The sequence below is a fragment of the Nostoc sp. DSM 114161 genome (assembly GCF_052692665.1).
Genome location: NZ_CP195141.1, coordinates 5658267 through 5676825 on the forward strand (window position 1 = coordinate 5658267; position 18559 = coordinate 5676825).

11 protein-coding genes are annotated in these 18559 nt (G+C 45.0%); 6 read left to right on the forward strand and 5 right to left on the reverse strand.

All coding sequences use genetic code 11. The features are described from left to right. Positions 1–695: 695 nt before the first annotated feature. On the reverse strand, positions 696–1757 hold the full coding sequence (locus NSTC745_RS24020) for a TIGR03032 family protein (RefSeq protein WP_445633201.1): 1062 nt from the start codon (positions 1755–1757) through the stop codon (positions 696–698). A gap of 201 nt (positions 1758–1958) precedes the next feature. Between NSTC745_RS24020 and NSTC745_RS24025 the strand changes: the two genes are divergently transcribed. From NSTC745_RS24025 to NSTC745_RS24035, 3 genes are all read left to right on the forward strand, one after another. Further along, the gene (locus tag NSTC745_RS24025; protein ID WP_445633202.1) at positions 1959–2387 is read left to right on the forward strand and encodes a KTSC domain-containing protein; all 429 of its coding nucleotides are present in this window, start codon (positions 1959–1961) and stop codon (positions 2385–2387) included. 607 nt (positions 2388–2994) lie between these two features. Further along, positions 2995–3483, forward strand: a complete 489-nt coding sequence (locus tag NSTC745_RS24030; protein WP_096542260.1) for a molybdenum cofactor biosynthesis protein MoaE — start codon at positions 2995–2997, stop codon at positions 3481–3483. A 16-nt stretch (positions 3484–3499) separates the two neighbouring features. Next, positions 3500–3679 carry a hypothetical protein gene (locus NSTC745_RS24035; RefSeq protein ID WP_445633203.1) on the forward strand — a complete coding sequence of 60 codons (180 nt, stop codon included), beginning with the start codon at positions 3500–3502 and terminating at the stop codon, positions 3677–3679. On the opposite strand, the gene NSTC745_RS24040 is transcribed toward NSTC745_RS24035, so the two are convergent. Then, positions 3667–4500 (reverse strand): hypothetical protein, encoded by an 834-nt coding sequence (locus NSTC745_RS24040; RefSeq protein ID WP_445633204.1) that lies wholly within the window; start codon positions 4498–4500, stop codon positions 3667–3669. The two genes, NSTC745_RS24035 and NSTC745_RS24040, sit on opposite strands and share 13 nt — an antisense overlap. A gap of 394 nt (positions 4501–4894) precedes the next feature. Here NSTC745_RS24040 and NSTC745_RS24045 point away from each other — a divergent pair, with 394 nt between their 5' ends. Further along, positions 4895–5215, forward strand: coding sequence for a hypothetical protein (locus NSTC745_RS24045; protein ID WP_445633205.1), 321 nt, complete (start codon positions 4895–4897; stop codon positions 5213–5215). Between the two features lie 268 nt (positions 5216–5483). Here NSTC745_RS24045 and NSTC745_RS24050 read toward each other — a convergent pair whose 3' ends face one another. From NSTC745_RS24050 to NSTC745_RS24060, 3 genes are all read right to left on the reverse strand, one after another. Continuing rightward, positions 5484–5804, reverse strand: coding sequence for a DUF2103 domain-containing protein (locus tag NSTC745_RS24050; RefSeq protein WP_445633206.1), 321 nt, complete (start codon positions 5802–5804; stop codon positions 5484–5486). A gap of 5 nt (positions 5805–5809) precedes the next feature. Beyond that, entirely contained in the window at positions 5810–6103 is a 294-nt protein-coding gene (clpS, locus tag NSTC745_RS24055) for an ATP-dependent Clp protease adapter ClpS (protein ID WP_445633207.1), read from the reverse strand. Positions 6104–6488: 385 nt separating this feature from the next. Continuing rightward, the gene (locus tag NSTC745_RS24060) at positions 6489–12857 is read right to left on the reverse strand and encodes a HAMP domain-containing protein (protein WP_445633208.1); all 6369 of its coding nucleotides are present in this window, start codon (positions 12855–12857) and stop codon (positions 6489–6491) included. Positions 12858–13498: 641 nt separating this feature from the next. Here NSTC745_RS24060 and NSTC745_RS24065 point away from each other — a divergent pair. Next, the gene (locus NSTC745_RS24065) at positions 13499–13699 is read left to right on the forward strand and encodes a hypothetical protein (RefSeq protein ID WP_445633209.1); all 201 of its coding nucleotides are present in this window, start codon (positions 13499–13501) and stop codon (positions 13697–13699) included. Positions 13700–14073: 374 nt separating this feature from the next. After that, the gene (locus NSTC745_RS24070) at positions 14074–18297 is read left to right on the forward strand and encodes a chemotaxis protein CheB (RefSeq protein WP_445633210.1); all 4224 of its coding nucleotides are present in this window, start codon (positions 14074–14076) and stop codon (positions 18295–18297) included. Positions 18298–18559 lie beyond the last annotated feature (262 nt).

Consider the following 18559-nt stretch of genomic DNA (forward strand, 5'->3'; position numbering starts at 1 on the left):
AACTACCTCCTGCTTTCTTAACAATACAGAAAAAAGTCCGCGATCGCGGACTTTAGTAAGGGCTTCTGTCACTTTTTTCGGCTACAATCATGTATGAATCATGATATTTTTATTTTTAATGATTATTTCCTAAAATGCAAGTGCTTGAGTTTAAAATAATAGACATAATTACTTTAATTATATCTTTTACCTGAAATAGGTAAAAATGTTATTTTGGAATGAAATTATATCCGAATATAAATTTTTTTAAATTCTGCTTGCAGCCGATAATAATAACACAAAATAGCTATTTAAATGCAATTGTTTTTGGACAAAACACAGATAGATATGTCTTTTCAAACTTCAGTAATCACAAGATTTTTACATTAAAAAGGTAAAGGTGGTCAGGTATAACAGCCCCAGGAATGAATTCTCAATCCTGGGGTTTTACTTTCTATGAACATGCCATTACCACCAAAGAGGGGGGGAGCAGGAAGCTTTCTAGCAAGGGGTAAAACTGAAACAGAGCTTGTACTCGCCAAGAGCAACGCCCTAGAAGGGCGAGGCACCCTCCCTATCTTCCACAACGCTTGTCGCAGTTCTTGAAAGGACTTGCTCCCCCTGCTCCCTGCCCCCTTTCCCCCTGCTTCTTCGGTCAGATAGATTCAAAACTGCATTAGCCATTGTTGTTAGTTCCTGTTAATTTTGAATTGTTCTCATCCCACCGTCACCATTCGGCGAATTTCGTCGCTGCGAAACCCGATCGCCATTGGACGACGCACCCCTGGTAAGGCTACCACGTCGTATAATTCCGATACCACCCCTTGTAAGCGTAAAGAATGAACGAGATCGCCGCTCCTCAGGTCAATTACCAGTAACCCACAGCGAGGTTCGACATTTTTCTGTTGCAATTTCTCGTCTAAAAGCAAGCCACTGAAGGTTTTGTTATGTCTGGGTTGGGAAATTCCCACCACAGCAAAGTTGCCATAAAAAGTACAACCGCGCAGATATCCTGGGCAAAAGGTGACTGGTTCAAACACTCCCCGTTCTATGTCTGCAAACCCAAACTCTCCCGTACCAGAGTTGAGCAGCCAGAGTTTGTTCTGATACCAGCGCGGTGAGTGGGGCATGGATAGGTCGCGCAATATGATTTCATTACTCTCGACATCAATTACGCAACCTCCATTTCGCCGATGCTCCCGCCAGCCTTCTGACACATCCGACTGGCTGACAGCAGTGACGTATTTGGGTTTTCCTGCCTGCATTGCCAAGCCATTCAGGTGACACCTATCTTCGGCTGCTAGCTTGCTGATAAAGCTTGGTTGCCATAGAGGAACGAAACTGTGGGTTTCACTAACTGTTGCCAAACAACTAAATAATGTATTGACAAATACTAGCTTTTGTGGATTCTGAACTTTTTCTTCTATTTGACTCAAAGCAACATCGTGAATATCCAAATCTCCCGTGACATAACTCATCTGCGGCAAATAAACAGCATCGTAGTCTTGGTGGTTTTGTCCGGGTTGGATGATGTTTTCAAATCGCCACAGCTGATACAGGGAACTCATGTAGAGGCTGGTGTCATTGGCATACAATCCCATACACCGTTCAAAGGTGCGTTCAAATACAGATAATCTGCCGTTTGGTTGCAAGCCAATGAAAAATAATTTTCCTGCTTGATAGGTAGTGAAGGATAAACTCAGGTTTTGCTCATACAGCCAAGCGGTGAACTGACGAGAAGCCTCGATTTCTAAAGATGGTTTTTCACTGGGATTCACTTGGCTTTGACTCCTTGATAACTCTGGTGTTGAAATGATAAAAATTCCCGACTGGGCAGAAACTAGTAGATGATACCAAGAGAACTTTGGTGAAAAAAGTTGACGGCTAAGTATTTATATAGTATATTTGTACTATATACAGAATTCAGTGTTGTATAAAACTTTAACACTTGCGACTAGGCCAACAGGAGAGCAAAATTAATGAGGCTATCTAAGGTAGACTTGAGCAGTTTAGTAGCGATCGCTCACTCTGACGGATATTTGCAGTTGTTACTCGATCGGGGTAACGAGCTAGAGTTTTTGGAAATTCCCGCACCGATACAAGCTTATGAAGGATTGCAAGAACTTAACGAAGCCATCGCTGAAACTACTGCACTACCCTTTGAAGAAGAACCAATTGCTATGTTACCAGTTAGCTCATCAATGGCGGCAGCTGTGGGTTACAATCCTGGCGAACAGATTTTACAAGTTGAGTTTCAAAATGGCGCTGTTTATCAATACTTAGGCGTAGACGAGGATACTTGGGAAGATTTACATGATTCAGACTCAATTGGCAGCTTTTTCAATCAAGAAATTAAAGGCAGATATGAGTGCGATCGCATAGATGGCACTGATTATAGTAATTATTAATGTGGATGATATCACAATCTGTAGAGACGTTGCAATTGCAACGTCTCTACATCTGGATTCATACCAAAATTGAGCAACGTCTAAAATAATGCATTATTAAAATGATTTCTAGCGAAGAAAATACCAACGCTGACGAGTTTTGACTTTGCTCCACTCCCGACTATGAAGTTGGTTGCGCGACTTGCCGTGAGCGGAGTCGTTGGCGCAGACTCTCGTAGAGAAGGGAGTCGAAACCAACGGCTAGGGTAAATTCATTAATGGAATTCACCTAAACCGCAGAGGGCACAGAAAAATCAAAAGATTACGCTATTTTTGATCCACTAAATTGCCTACTTGCGCTACTAAGTTATATATAGCAGGCAACAGGCAATATGTTTGGAAGTCTTTTGATGTCTGGGTTTTACGGTCGGCTTATGTTCTAAATTATGCTTCAAATGCTATATATTTATTTACATAGATTAGATTAATCTTACCTACTTACTTATAGAAAGAGAATCTTGCTCGTTAGATTAGCTTTAGAAGAGGGAATCAAATGTGCAACTAAACATACACCAGTAACGCTTTGTTCAGCGAGAATAGAAAAAGCCCACATAATGTTGACGCAGTTATGACAACTACACTTACCTCTCGTGTTAAACCAAGAGCTGAAGATAGTTTTACCATTAGCTTTGCACCATTGTCTCTCGAAGAGATTTATACCAAGTCTGACGATCCAGCTAACGGTGCGGTAGTTGTGATGAGTGGAATGGTTCGCAATCAAACTGATGGTAAACCTGTGGTTGCCCTAGAGTATCAAGCTTATGAACCTATGGCATTGCAAGTATTCTATCAAATTGCTAGTGATATTCGTTCATCTACGTCTGATGTGAATCGAGTAGCAATTCATCATCGCATCGGACGTTTGAGAGTTGGAGAAATCAGCGTTTTAGTAGCGGTGGGTTGTCCTCATCGCAGTGAAGCGTTTGAGGCTTGCCGCTATGCCATTGATACCCTCAAACACAATGCACCTATATGGAAGAAAGAACATTGGCAAGATGGTTCTAGTTGCTGGGTGAGTATCGGTGCTTGCGAACAGTTAGGACAAAATTGTTCTTAGAAATTGGGCATGGGGCATGGGGCATGGGCAAGCAGGAAGTGTGGGAGGTGTGGGAGGATGTGGAAGAAATCTTTCCCTCCACACTCCCCACACTTCCCACACTTCCCCATCTCCCCATCTCCCCATCTCCCCTGCTTCCCCTGCTCTCTTACCTCCTTCATCCCCAGTCCCCAGCCCCTTGTGTTATTTACAGTAGTCTTTAGCACTTTGAGTGGAATGGACGGTTACTTGCGACCATTCTCTAATGACAAATTCGCTTAAACCGACGTGTGGCGATCGCTTGGGGTCGAGTTTTTGCCAATCGCTATGACTTCCCCAATCGTAAGTATATCCTAGTTGTGTCCACGGGTAATTAATAGCGCCAGCTGATGCATTACTTGATGAACCGTAGCGACTCTTAAATTGCTGGGTAAACCAATCTTGGTAGCTGTTTGAGATTGACTCAAAGGCATTAGGTAAAGGAAATTCCAGTTCTGCCTCATGGTCGGTAATGTTAGGATCTTTACTAGGACGAAATAGCGATCGCGGTTCTACCCAAAGTTCAACAATATATCTGTTTGCAGTTCCAGTATCTGGCGGTAAACCCAAAACTTGGTTGAGTCGATAGTCTAAAGATGTTTGAGTTGTGGAACGATAGGCTTTGCAGAATTTTTGTAAGTCGGGGACAGCAGTAACCCACAAATCGCGGGGTAAAAGCATCGAGTTGCCCACATTTTCTGCATATCCACGAAAGCTTGTCCAGGCTACTACTAAAACACGGCTCTTGTCCCATTTCAGATCTGAATTATACCAGACAATGGGAGTTAGGTTGCGATAGATTTCACGAGGTTCTGCGATTTTTGCATCCTCCACCGCATCCACATAGGCTTGTGGTAAAGGTGGTTGCTCCGACGAAGCATTTCCTGTTGTTTGCGCCACAGATACACAATCAACAAATGCTGCGGTAATACTGGCAATAATAGCAGCATAAGGGAAAATTCGTTTTTTGGCGCGATCGCCAGCCCGAACAAAATTCATTAACAGCATTATCCTATTCAGTTTTTTGATTTAGCAGATATTAATTCGATCGCAAATAACCCTCCTCTTTTGTCTAAAAACAACATCGGGGAGATAGTTCTAGCAACTGGCTCAGTATTATTACTTGTGAAAATCAAGATCGTCAATAGTCATCGATCGCTTATCATCACTGGCGATCGGATCCCCGACTTCTTCAAGAAGTCAGGGATCTATAAGCCCATCAAAATTAATGGGACAGACTATTAGAAACAAATGACAAATGATTATTTATATTTTGTTGCATTTGTTTACATCAACTGCCTGCTTTTATTGAGGTTTGTGAATATTTTGTATTTCTCAAAGGAATATTCCTTTAGACTGAATTTCAATATGAAAAAGCTGGGGATAAATACAAATGCCTTCGTTAAATCTATTCTGTCACGAATTTGTAGTTGCTGTTTCTTTTGTGGCTTGCATCATTGGACTGGCGTTACTGTGGGACAGTAAGCAGCACAAAAGTGATGTCCAAGAAACAGAGCAAATTCTGTTTAGAATGAGCTTTTCTTATTGGTTGGTTTATTGTATAGCTTTTGGCATAGAAAAAATAGTTTTACCCGAATGGGAATCTGTGCTAATGAGTTTAAGAATAACTACTGCGCTTTCATATTTCTTAACTTTTTCTTGCATCGTGAGTCTGCCGCTACACAAATTTGCAGTACGCCGTATCGAGGAATAGATATTAGGATATAAGGGCATAGGGCATGGGGCATTGGGCAAACAGGGCAAACAGGGCATGAGTGTGAAGATAACTTATAATGACCGATGACTAATAGACTTCTTGCAGAAGTCGGGAAAAGGGGAAGGGGAAAAGGGGAAAGGTTTGGTATTTTCCCTTTCCCCTTTAACCTTTTCCCTTTTTCCCACAAGAGTGCAAAAAGCACTTTTGCAAGAGGTCTAATGACTAATGACCAATGACCAATAACCAATGACTAATGACAAAATTATCATTTCATAGCGATCGCTAATGCCGCTTCTAATTGTTCTTGGGTCAAAGTAGTTAAAATAAAGACCTCTTGTACCGTTTTACCCTGCCGTGCGATGACTTTATAGCCTCCGCGAATTGGTACTGAGACGCGAAGTTGCATTTTTGGGCAATGACCTTTTACCCGGCCGATGACTCCCGGCGTCACAGTTTGGATGCCATCCTGTTGACACAGACGCTCTAAAATTGGGATCAAACCAGAAATGTGTGTCGAGTGATTCCAGACTAGTCTGGCAGTTTTTTGAGAAGCTGTCCGGTCGGGATCTGCGGTGGGTTTGCCCATAATGATTAAGCTGCTTCTAGGGGTGCCATTGTCAAACCTGCGCGGCGCAGCTGCTGGTGATAAAGTTCCGCAGGTTCTTGGGGGCCAACCCAGACGATCGCTTGACCTTCATAGTGTACCTGATTAGTTAAATCCCAAGCGCGATCGCCGCTCATTCCTGGAATATATTTCATCAAACACTCGGCTACATGTTGGAATGTATTAAAATCGTCGTTTAATACAATCACTTTGTAATTCGGATAAGTCTTACGGACAACTTGATTAGACCGTTCAGGAGCTACAGTTGGTGCTGTGCCCATCCCGTAAACATTAGACTTCTTGCAGAAGTCGGGAAAAGGGGAAGGGGAAAGGGGGAAAGGTTTGGTATTTTCCCTTTCCCCTTTAACCTTTTCCCTTTTCCCACAAGAGTGCAAAAGCACTTTTGCAAGAGGTCTATTCGCTGAAAGTGGCGTAACCATAACAAAGTAGGGGACAGGATTTTACAAAACTACATTATAAGTAACTAGTTTAGTGCATTGTCTGGGCATTGGGCATTGGGCATTGGGCATTGGGCATTGGGCATTGGGCATTGGGCATTGGGCATTGGGCATTGGGCATTGGGAGAGACAAGGGAAATAGAGATAAATTTAACCTTTCCCCTTTCCCCCTTTCCCCTTTTCCCTTTCCCCCTTCCCCAATGCCCTTTTACCGATACAACCAAACACGCAAGAGTGAAAGCAATTGTTCGGTATCTACGGGTTTTGTGATATAGTCTGATGCTCCTGCTTCGATGCACTTTTCGCGATCGCCTTGCATGGCTTTGGCGGTGAGTGCAATAATTGGCAAGGATTGAAAGTGAGTGTTTTGGCGGATTAAACGCGTTGTTTCGTAACCGTCCATTTCTGGCATCATTACGTCCATTAAAACGACATCAATATCTGGTGTAGTTTCTAACAAGGTAATTCCTTCTCTGCCGTTTTCAGCATATAACACCTGGATTTGATAGCGCTCTAACATGCTTGTGAGGGCGAAGATATTTCGCATATCGTCGTCTACAATTAGGGCTTTTTTGCCAGCAAGTAAGTAGTCTCTGGAATGGAGTTGTTCGAGGATTTGTCGCTTGGGTTCTGGCAAATTTGCTTGGACTCGGTGCAAGAATAAGGCTGTTTCATCTAAAAGACGTTCGGGCGATCGCACATCTTTTATAATAATTGTCTCTGCAATGCGTCTGAGTTCGGTTTCTTGAGCTTTGCTAATTTCTCTACCCGTGTAGACAATAATTGGTAGAGATTTACCGCTAGGTAACTGCTTGATTTGCTCGATGAGTTCAAACCCAGTCATGTCTGGTAGTCCTAAATCGAGGACGAGACAATCAAAATGCTGGGTGCGGATGGCCTCTAAGGCTGCTGCACCTGTGGCAACGGCGGTGGTAGCAACGTCGCTGTTGCCAATTAGCTCCACAATGCTATGGCGTTGGGTGTCGTCGTCTTCCACTACTAGGAGATTTTTTACTTGGCGTTCGACGAAACCTTTAATTTTATCCAACGCTTCCGATATTGTCTCACTAGTTAAGGGTTTTTGCAGATATGCGATCGCTCCTAATTGCAAACCGCGCTGTCTGCCTTCCTCTACGGTCATGATGTGTACGGGAATATGACGAGTATTCGGGTCGTGTTTGAGACGATCTAATACAGTCCATCCATCCATTTCGGGCAATCTGATGTCTAGGAGAACGGCTGAAGGTAGAAATTGCTGGGCTAGCATCAAGCCTGTGGTGCCAGTTTGGGCAGTTATTACCTTAAATCCGTGCTGTTGCGCCATATCTAGCAGGATACGGGCAAAATTAACGTCATCTTCGACGATTAATAATACGCGATCGCCAGCGCTAATTGTAGTGCGATCGTCATTTATCAGTGGGGAGTGGGGAGTGGAGGCTGGGGACTGGGGGTTGGGGACTGGGGATTGGGGGTTGGGGACTGGGAGACGGTCTGAAGTAGAGAAGCGCTGAAATATTCTGTCTATTTGCCCGTTTCCTGTTTCCACGCCTCCGCCTTGTGGTAAATAGAATGTAAAGGTGCTACCTTCACCGGGTTGACTGGCTAATTTGATTTCACCGCCAAACAAACGGGCAATTTCGCGGCTAATTGATAAGCCTAAGCCGGTGCCGCCGTATTTGCGACTGGTAGAACCATCGGCTTGCTGGAATGCCTCGAATATGACTTTTTGTTTGTCGAGGGCAATGCCAATACCTGTATCGGTGACTGAAAAGGCAATGACTAGCTGGGCGCGATTTAAGGTTTCGTGGTCAGAACTCCATCCTTGCTTTGCCACCGCAACCCGCAACCGGACTTCTCCTTGTTCTGTAAATTTAAAAGCGTTGGAAAGGAGATTTTTCAACACCTGTTGTAAGCGTTTGACATCCGTATAAATGCTCAGGGGCAATTCCGGAACAAATTCGATTGTGAAACCAAGCCCTTTGCTGTTGGCTACTTGCCGGAAGGTGCGCTCAATTTGGTCGCCCAACTCTACTATAGGCATTTGGGTCATTTCAATTGACATGGTTCCAGATTCAATTTTGGCAAGGTCGAGAATGTCGTTAATTAACGCCAATAAATCTGTACCTGCTGAGTAAATTGTCTGGCTGTATTCGACTTGTTTGTTATTGAGGTTGCCATCAATGTTATCTGCTAATAGCTTGGCTAAAATTAACAAGCTATTCAACGGTGTCCGCAATTCGTGGGACATGTTAGCAAGAAACTCTGACTTATATTTTGAAGAGAGGGCGAGTTGTTCGGCTTTTTCTTCCAAAGACGTTCTGGCTTGTTCGATTTCTCGATTTTTGCGCTCGACTTCTTTCTTTTGTTGAGCCAGTAATTCTGCTTTTTCTTCTAATTCGGCGTTGGTTTGTTGGAGTTCTTCTTGCTGTCCTTTGAGTAAATCTTCTGAAGCTTTGAGCGATTGCGCTTGCTGTTCTAAGCGTTTGTTGGTTTCCCGGAGTTCATTTTGCTGGGTTTGTAGTTCTTCGGCCAATGATTGCGACTGCTTGAGTAATTCTTCAGTTCGCATGGAGGCGGCGATGGTGTTCAAGACGATCGCTATACTTTCTGTAAGCTGGTCGAAGAATGTCAAGTGGATTTCGCTAAAGCGGCGGAAGGATGCTAATTCAATGACTGCTGTGACTTGTCCTTCAAACAGAACGGGCAAGACTACGGCATTCAAGGGCGTGCCTTCTCCTAAGCCAGAGCCAATTTTGATATAGTCGTTGGGTACTTCTGTCAGCAGAATTCGCTCTTTTTCTAAGGCGCATTGTCCCACCAAACCTTCGCCCATGTAGAAGCGATTAGCTAGATGTTTGCGTTCCCGATAGGCGTAGCTACTAATTAGTTTCAAATACGAGCTATTTTCGGCGGCGTCCATCAAGTAAAATACGCCGTGTTGCGCTCCTACTAAGGGTGCGAGTTCTGAGAGAATTAATTTGGATACGGTTTCCAAATCTCGCTGACCTTGGAGCATTCGGGTAAATTTCGCCAGGTTAGTTTTCAACCAGTCTTGTTCGGTGTTTTTCTGGGTTGTTTCCCGCAGGTTGGCAATCATCTGGTTGATGTTGTCTTTGAGGATGGCAACTTCCCCTAATGCTTCCACGGCGATGGAACGAGTGAGATCGCCTTTAGTTACAGCTGTAGCAACTTCCGCGATCGCTCGCAACTGGGTTGTCAGTGTAGCAGCGAGTTCGTTCACGTTATCGGTCAAGTCTTTCCAAGTTCCAGCTGCCCCAGGTACTCTTGCTTGTCCGCCTAATTTTCCTTCGATTCCCACTTCCCGCGCCACGGTGGTTACCTGGTTGGCGAAGGTGGCTAGGGTATCAATCATCTCGTTGATGGTTTCTGCCAAAGTTTCGATTTCGCCTTTGGCGTCTAGCATTAATTTGCGTTTCAAGTCGCCGTTCGCAACTGCCGTTACAACTCTGGCAATACCCCGCACCTGTGCCGTTAAGTTCCCCGCCATCGAGTTTACGTTGTCGGTTAAATCTTTCCAGGTACCTGCAACGCCTTGGACTTGGGCTTGTCCGCCCAACTTGCCTTCGGTGCCCACTTCCCGCGCTACCCGCGTTACTTCCGATGCAAAGGAACTGAGTTGATCCACCATTGTATTGGTGGTATTCTTCAAGTCCAAAATTTCGCCTTTGGCATCGACGGTAATTTTCTTGGAGAGGTCGCCATTCGCCACCGCCTTGGTAACTTCGGCGATGTTGCGGACTTGTCCGGTGAGGTTCCCCGCCATTGAGTTTACGTTGTCGGTTAAATCTTTCCAGGTGCCGGCAACTCCTCTAACGTAGGCTTGCACGCCGAGTTTTCCTTCGGTTCCCACTTCTCTGGCAACCCGCGTTACTTCTGATGCAAAGGAATTAAGTTGATCCACCATTGTGTTGATGGTAATCTTCAACTCCAGAATTTCACCTTTGACATCAACGGTGATTTTCTTAGAAAGGTCGCCGTTGGCTACCGCCGTTGTCACTTCGGCAATGTTCCGCACCTGGGCCGTCAAGCTTCCCGCCATGAAGTTTACACTGTCGGTTAAGTCCTTCCAAGTCCCGGCAACTCCTTTAACTTCGGCTTGCACGCCCAACTTTCCTTCGGTTCCCACTTCCCGCGCCACCCGCGTTACTTCCGAGGCAAAGGAATTAAGTTGATCCACCATTGTGTTGACGGTGTTTTTCAACTCCAAAATTTCACCTTTGACATCGACGGAAATTTTCTTCGAGAGGTCGCCATTTGCCACAGCCGTTGTCACGGCGGCAATGTTTCGTACCTGTGCCGTTAAGCTTCCCGCCATGAAGTTCACGCTGTCGGTTAAGTCTTTCCAGGTACCAGCCACGCCGCGCACGTCTGCTTGAACGCCGAGTTTACCTTCACTACCTACCTCCCGCGCAACCCTCGTTACTTCACTTGCAAAGGAGTTGAGTTGATCCACCATTATATTGATGGTGTTTTTCAACTCCAGAATTTCACCTTTGACAGCTACAGTAATTTTCTTAGAAAGGTCGCCGTTAGCGATCGCAGTGGCAACTTCCGCAATGTTTCGCACTTGGTCGGTCAAGTTCCCCGCCATTAAGTTTACATTGTCGGTTAAGTCTTTCCAAGTCCCCGCAACTCCCCGCACTTCTGCTTGTACGCCCAATTTACCTTCGGTTCCCACTTCCCGCGCCACCCGCGTTACTTCCGATGCAAAGGAACTCAGTTGATCCACCATTGTATTGATGGTGTTTTTCAACTCCAAAATTTCACCCTTCACATCAACGGTGATTTTCTTGGATAGGTCGCCATTGGCTACAGCCGTGGTCACGTCGGCAATGTTCCGCACCTGTGCCGTTAAACTGCCTGCCATGAAGTTCACGCTGTCGGTTAAATCTTTCCAAGTGCCAGCCACACCGCGCACATCCGCTTGCACGCCGAGTTTACCTTCACTGCCCACCTCACGGGCAACCCGTGTTACCTCCGATGCAAAGGAACTCAGTTGATCCACCATGATATTGATGGTGTTTTTCAACTCCAGAATTTCGCCTCTAACATCAACGGTGATTTTCTTCGACAGGTCACCGCTGGCGATCGCTGTGGCAACTTCGGCAATATTTCGCACCTGTCCGGTGAGGTTCCCCGCCATTAAGTTAACGTTGTCGGTTAAGTCTTTCCAAGTGCCAGCCACACCCCGCACTTCTGCTTGTACGCCGAGTTTGCCTTCGGTTCCCACCTCCCTAGCAACCCGCGTGACTTCCGATGCAAAGGAATTCAATTGATCCACCATTGTATTGATGGTGTTCTTCAACTCCAGAATTTCGCCTTTGACATCCACAGTAATTTTCTTGGAAAGGTCGCCATTTGCCACCGCCGTCGTCACTTCGGCAATATTCCGCACCTGTGCCGTTAAGCTTCCCGCCATGAAATTCACGCTATCGGTGAGATCCTTCCAGGTACCTGCCACTCCCCGCACTTCTGCTTGACCGCCGAGTTTGCCTTCTGCACCTACTTCCCGCGCCACCCTTGTAACTTCCGATGCAAAGGAATTGAGTTGATCCACCATGATGTTAACGGTGTTTTTCAACTCCAAAATTTCGCCTTTGACGTTGACTGTAATTTTCTTCGACAAGTCGCCGTTAGCTACCGCTGTTGTGACTTCGGCAATGTTGCGGACTTGGGCGGTTAAATTACCCGCCATTAAGTTAACGTTGTCTGTGAGATCCTTCCAAGTTCCTGCTACTCCTTTAACTTCGGCTTGCACGCCCAACTTACCTTCGGTTCCCACCTCACGGGCGACTCTGGTTACTTCCGATGCAAAGGAATTCAATTGATCCACCATTGTGTTAACGGTGTTTTTGAGTTCCAAAATTTCGCCTTTGACATCGACGGTGATTTTTTTGGAGAGGTCGCCGTTGGCGATCGCTGTGGCAACTTCCGCAATATTGCGGACTTGCCCGGTAAGATTTCCCGCCATCAAGTTCACATTGTCGGTGAGATCCTTCCATGTGCCAGCCACGCCGCGCACTTGGGCTTGCACGCCGAGTTTACCTTCGGTGCCCACCTCCCTAGCAACCCTGGTAACTTCCGAGGCAAAGGAACCGAGCCGGTCTACCATCGTGTTGACAATATTGGCAGTTTGGAGAAACTCACCTTGGAGCGCTCTGCCTTCAATTTCTGTGGCGATGGTTTGCGATAAGTCACCGTTAGCCACAGCCCGAATGACGCGGGTTGTTTCTGCTGTGGGTTGGACTAAATCTGTAATTAAAGTGTTGACAGAATCTACACAATCTGACCAGGAACCGCGAACATCTCCTAAAGAAGCGCGATCGCTAATCTTACCTTCTTTGCCGACGACATTACCAATTCGCTGAAGCTCCGTCGCCATCCGCTGATTTTGATCGATTATATCATTGAGCGTATCAGCTATTTTCCCAGCTACACCAGTATGGTCTATGGGCATCCGAGTCGAGAAGTCGCCGTGCTTGACAGCTGTCAGCGTTCTGAGTAGCTGATTTAAATCGAGATTGTCGCTGTCTCTAGTCAACTGTCCGGTCGCCATAGCCTTATCCTTAAACGCGATTCTTGCAGAATTTGTTATATTTTTGCACCCCGTACCTAGTCGAGCCAAAAATCTGCTTGTGAGGTCTGGTGAAAGGGGAAGGGGTAAAAGGTAAGGAATTTAAAACCTTTCCCCTTTCCCCTTTCCCCTTTCCCCCACCAAATTTTCTTGGCGAACTACTAGTGACAATACTTTTAGGTAATGCTTATCAAAATAGAGAGTAGGGAATAAAAAGTAGACTAACTAATTTTTATGGGTGCGAGTGTCAGCAGTTAATAAATACCGCTAACTAAATGGTAGTAGCGTTTATGTATCTGCCATACCACTTAGCTAATCATAGCTATTCAATCTCCTTTGTGGATAATTAGCCAATATTTTCTCTCGGTAGACTGGCAGAAATCCGAAGCACTGGAAAGCATGATTTTTAAACATAATTTGTATAAATTAAAATTTTTTAATAAGTCTTTGTGATTTGTCAATAAGTATTTGAACTGGATTAATGTGAGTTCGATAGCTTAAATTTCAGATCGATCGAAAAACCTCTCCCTGGTTTTACTACGCAAAACCCTCCCTCTCCAATTCGGCTACCGCGTACACACAAGTTTGTTAAAGCTATTGTGTAAGACACAGAAGGTTAATTTTTGCTTTTCGATGCAACAAAGGTGCAAGGCGATGCAACAAAGATGCAAGGCGATGCAACAAAGGTGCAAGGCGATGCAACAAAGGTGCAAGGCGATGCAACAAAGGTGCAAGGCGATGCAACAAAGGTGCAAGGCGATGCAACAAAGGTGCAAGGCAATACAACAAAGTTACAGGTCAAGAGACTTGTGTGTACACCGTAGCTCCGATTCGGAGAGGGACAGCCTTGAACTAAAGTTCAAGGCTGGGAGAGGTTCGTCGAACTCACGTTGGATGAACGAGTATTTGAACGGGATGAATCCACCTTTGAACCGGATGAACGAGTATTTGATATTTGAAAAACTCGCCTTTGCTAGAAAAGGCTGACGGCATAATTTCAAAAATCAAAGCAGATTACTATAATCTATACGCGAATCTTACTTTTGGAAGAGAAGATCTTTAATACTATGGGTATAATTCTAGCCCTACTAAGTTAAACTCATGTCTAAACAAGTAAAAATATAAATATATAAATAATTTTAATTTCCTTTTAATTAATTGAAGAGAAACCACCTCAAATCATTATTTAGTATACAAGATGACATCTAGGCGGTCTTCCAAAAAGTCTCAATCTAATTCCACCAGCGACAAAGGTGGCAATAACGAAGAAAAACCAGAAAATCAGACAGAATTATTTCCGATTGTGGCAATGGGGGCGTCTGCGGGTGGATTACAGGCGTTTACACAATTGCTCGTCCATTTGCCAAACGATACAGGTATGGCATTTGTGGTGATTCAACATTTAAGCCCGAATAAAAAAAGTTTGTTGAGCGAAATTCTCTCCCAAACAACTCAGATGCCCGTACATGAGGTGCAGGATGGCATGGTGGTGGAACCAAATCACGTGTACGCGATCCCGCCCAATGCCAAGATGACTATTTCTGAGGGGGTGTTGAAACTGTCGCCACGGGAGAAAAGGCGCGGTCATTTTATGAGTGTGGATGCTTTCTTTATTTCCTTAGCAGAGGAGCGGGGAAGTAAAGCGATCGCCGTGGTACTATCAGGAGGCGATGGCGATGGCACAAGGGGATTGGAAGTCATCAAAGGGGCTGGCGGCATTACCTTTGCCCAGTGTGAAAACACAGCACAAGTTAATAGTATGCCGAACACCGCCATCGCTTCCGGTTATGTAGACTTTATCTTACCCCCAGAAGCGATCGCCGAAGAACTCATAAAAATTAGTCATCATCCCTATATCGCTAGTCCTAGCCCAATCGAACCTACTGAGGTATTGCCGGCGGACAACACAGATGCCCTCTCTACAATCTTTAGTCTGCTGCGAATTCTTTCTGGAGTTAACTTTGGTCAATACAAGCAAACGACTTTAAAGCGGCGGATCTTGCGGCGGATGGTTTTGCACAAGCTGGAAAACCTGGAAGATTATGTCAAATATCTCCAGGCTCGTCCTGAAGAAGTGAATGCTTTGTATCAAGATGTGCTAATCCCTGTCACCTACTTTTTCCGGGATAGCGAAGCTTTTGACCTTTTAAAAACCAAGATATTTCCGATTATTACCAAGGATCGAAGTCCAAATGTGCCCGTGCGAATCTGGGTAGCGGCATGTTCCACAGGTGAAGAAGCTTATTCCATTGCTATTTGCTTACTGGAATATTTAACAACTCAAGGAATCAATCTGCCCATTCAGATTTTTGCTACAGATGTTAACGAAGTAGCGATCGAAAAAGCACGTTATGGCATTTACAAACCCAGTCAAATAGCAGATATCTCTCCAGAACGTCTACGTCGCTTCTTTGTCCAGGTAGAAAACGGTTACCAAATTAGTAAGGTAGTGCGGGAATTGTGCGTCTTCGCCAGACAAAACCTGATAAGCGATCCGCCTTTTTCCCAGATGGATTTGATTACTTGTCGAAATGCGTTGATTTATTTGGCAAGCTCAGTCCAAAAAAAACTCTTACCAATCTTCCACTATGGTCTCAAGCCAACCGGCTTTTTGATGTTAGGGACTTCAGAAACAGTGGGTGAGTTTACAGAGTTGTTTGCTTTAGTAGACAGAAAGTACAAGATTTATTCGCGGAGGATGGCATCTGTTCGAGTGAGTATCGAGCCGATCGCCAACCCTTATCCTACAGAAAATATCCACTCTCAACCCACACTCAGCGACGATGGATTAAACGATTTAGAAATCCAAAAACAAGCCGATCGGATTGTATTGAATCGATACTCTCCAGTCGGTGTAATTATCAACAGCGATTTAGAAATTCTGCAATTTAGAGGGCACACTAGTTCCTATCTACAACCTGCACCCGGAAAACCAACCTTTAATTTGCTGAAGATGGCCAAAGCAGATTTGCGCCTAGAGTTACGCACCGCCATTCACCAGGTAAAAAAGCTGCAACAGTCTGTTACCAGGGAAGGTTTACAACTTAGAGAAGGCGATGGAGTTAGGCAAGTTAAGTTTGATGTAATTCCGTTCAAATCTCCCACAGCAGCAGAAACCTACTTTTTAGTTCTGTTTGAAGATATATCCTCTTCACCACCTGCTGCACCAGAAGCAACTGGTGAAGTCGCCATCGGATCTAGGCATTCAAAGGTTCAGGAGCAAGAAATAACCCAACTCAAACAAGAGTTGGCAACCACCAAAGAGCATCTGCAATCGATTATTGAAGAACAGCAAGCCACTAATCAAGACCTCAGAGCTGCCAACGAAGAAATCCTCTCAAGTAACGAAGAGTTGCAAAGTACTAATGAGGAACTAGAAACCGCCAAAGAAGAAATTCAGGCAACTAATGAAGAACTGAACATCATTAACGACGAACTGCAACGGCGGAATATCGAATCAACTCAAGTCAGTAACGATCTATTAAATCTGCTCAGCAGTATTAATATTCCCATCCTGATGTTAGGAGGCGATTTGCAGATTCGGCGTTTTACACCCTCAGCGCAGACAATTTTCAATCTAATTCCCACCGATGTAGGGCGACCGTTGAGTGATATTAACCACAATCTCAATATCGCAAATTTACAAGAACAAGTCTTAGAGGTGATTAACACCCTCAACTTGAAAGCTCAGGAAGTCGAAGACCAACAAGGTCATTTCTATGATTTGCGAATTCGACCTTATCGAACAATAGACAATAAAATAGATGGTGCTGTAATCGTGCTGGTTGACATTGACACCATCAAACGCACTGGGTTCCAGCTCAAAAAGTCTCGCGATTATGGCAAAGCAATTGTAGATACCGTCCGGGAATCCTTGGTAGTACTGAATACAGAATTACAGGTGGTTAGCGCCAACCAAGCTTTCTACGAGATGTTCAATGTTCTACCAGCAGAAACAGAAACTCGCTTAATCTTTGAAATCGGCAACGGAGAGTGGAATCTCGAATCGTTGCGATCGCTCCTAGAAAGTATTCTCTCCAATGACACCCCGTTTCAAGACCTTGAGGTTGAGTATAACTTCGAGAAGGTGCAAAAAACCGTCCGGTTTAATGCTCGAAAAATGCCTAAAATAGACGAGCGACAGATGATTCTCTTGATGATTGAGGACATCACGCAACGCAAAAATTGGGAGATAGAACGCGCTTATCTATTGGCTCAAGAACAATTAGCCCGCACTGCCGCAGAGAGAGCCAATCGCGCCAAGGATGAGTTTTTATCTACAGTTTCCCACGAACTGCGAAACCCACTTAATGCCATACTCGGCTGGGCACAACTGCTGCGAACGCATCAGCTCGATAGCGATACTATTAGTCAAGGGCTAGAAGCGATCGAACACAGCGCCAAGGTTCAAGCCAAGCTAATTGAAGATCTCTTAGATATCTCACGCATCACCTCAGGTAAGCTACGTCTAAACCTCGAACTCATTGAATTTGGCATTGTGGTTGAGTCAGCCCTAAATCTATTACGTTTATCAGCAGAATCGAAAAATATTCAAATCGAATCTCGCCTCGAACCTTCCACCAGAAAAGTTTTAGGTGATGCCATTCGCTTACAACAAGTCATTTGGAATTTACTTTCTAACGCTATTAAATTCACCCCCAGCGGCGGCAGAATTGAAGTTTTACTACAATACTTTGACGAACAAGCACAAATCCAAGTCAGCGACACAGGTCAGGGTATCAAAGCTGACTTTCTTCCCTATGTGTTCGATCGCTTCCGCCAAGCAGATAGCAGTAGAACTCGCACAAATCCTGGACTGGGACTAGGGCTTTCCATTGTGCGTCATGTGGTAGATCTCCACAGCGGTACAGTGGAAGCTCACAGCCCAGGTGAGGGACAAGGGGCAACCTTTATCGTCAAATTACCGCTGCAAAGTAACCCTGAAGAAAGTTCTGCGTCAAATGCTACGGAACTAGTTGGCTCATTAGAGTTAGCAGCGTCAGATAATAACATGCGTTCGCTCGATGGTGTGCGCGTACTTGTGGTGGATGACGAACTATCTGTACGCGAGTTATTTACAACACTGCTTGAGGTTTGTGGAGCTGAAGTGACGGCGGTTGCTTCTGCAAGGGAAGCATTATCAAGGCTGATGACAAATCCTGGTGGGTATGACTTGCTTTTGTCTGACATCAGTATGCCAGAGGAAGACGGCTATACACTGATTCGCCAGGTGAGAGCGCTGAGTGTTGAGTTAGGAGGACAAATTCCCGCCATAGCAGTAACCGCCCATGCTAGAGATGACGAGCTTACAGTGGCTTTGAGTGCAGGTTTTCAAATGCATCTGACTAAACCCGTTGAGCCAGATAGATTAATATTTGCAGTTGGTTCTTTGATTGTTAAGAAAGATGCGGGTAATGCATAGCCGATGCTTTGGGGAGGGGCTGGGGGCATTGGTGTCAACTTAACGTGAAACCCTAGTGAAAACGTGATGAGCGAGTTCTACTCACTTAGCATCAAGATCCGCGTTACCCCACCCCGGTTTTGCTGGTGCAAAACCTCCCCTCCCCTTAGCAAGGGGAGGGGTTGGGGGTGGGGTAAAATGCCTGTGGGATAAGCGTTTGAGCTTAAGTTGACACCAATGGGCTGGGGGTGATACCGTTTCACCTTAAGATTGATACAGATGG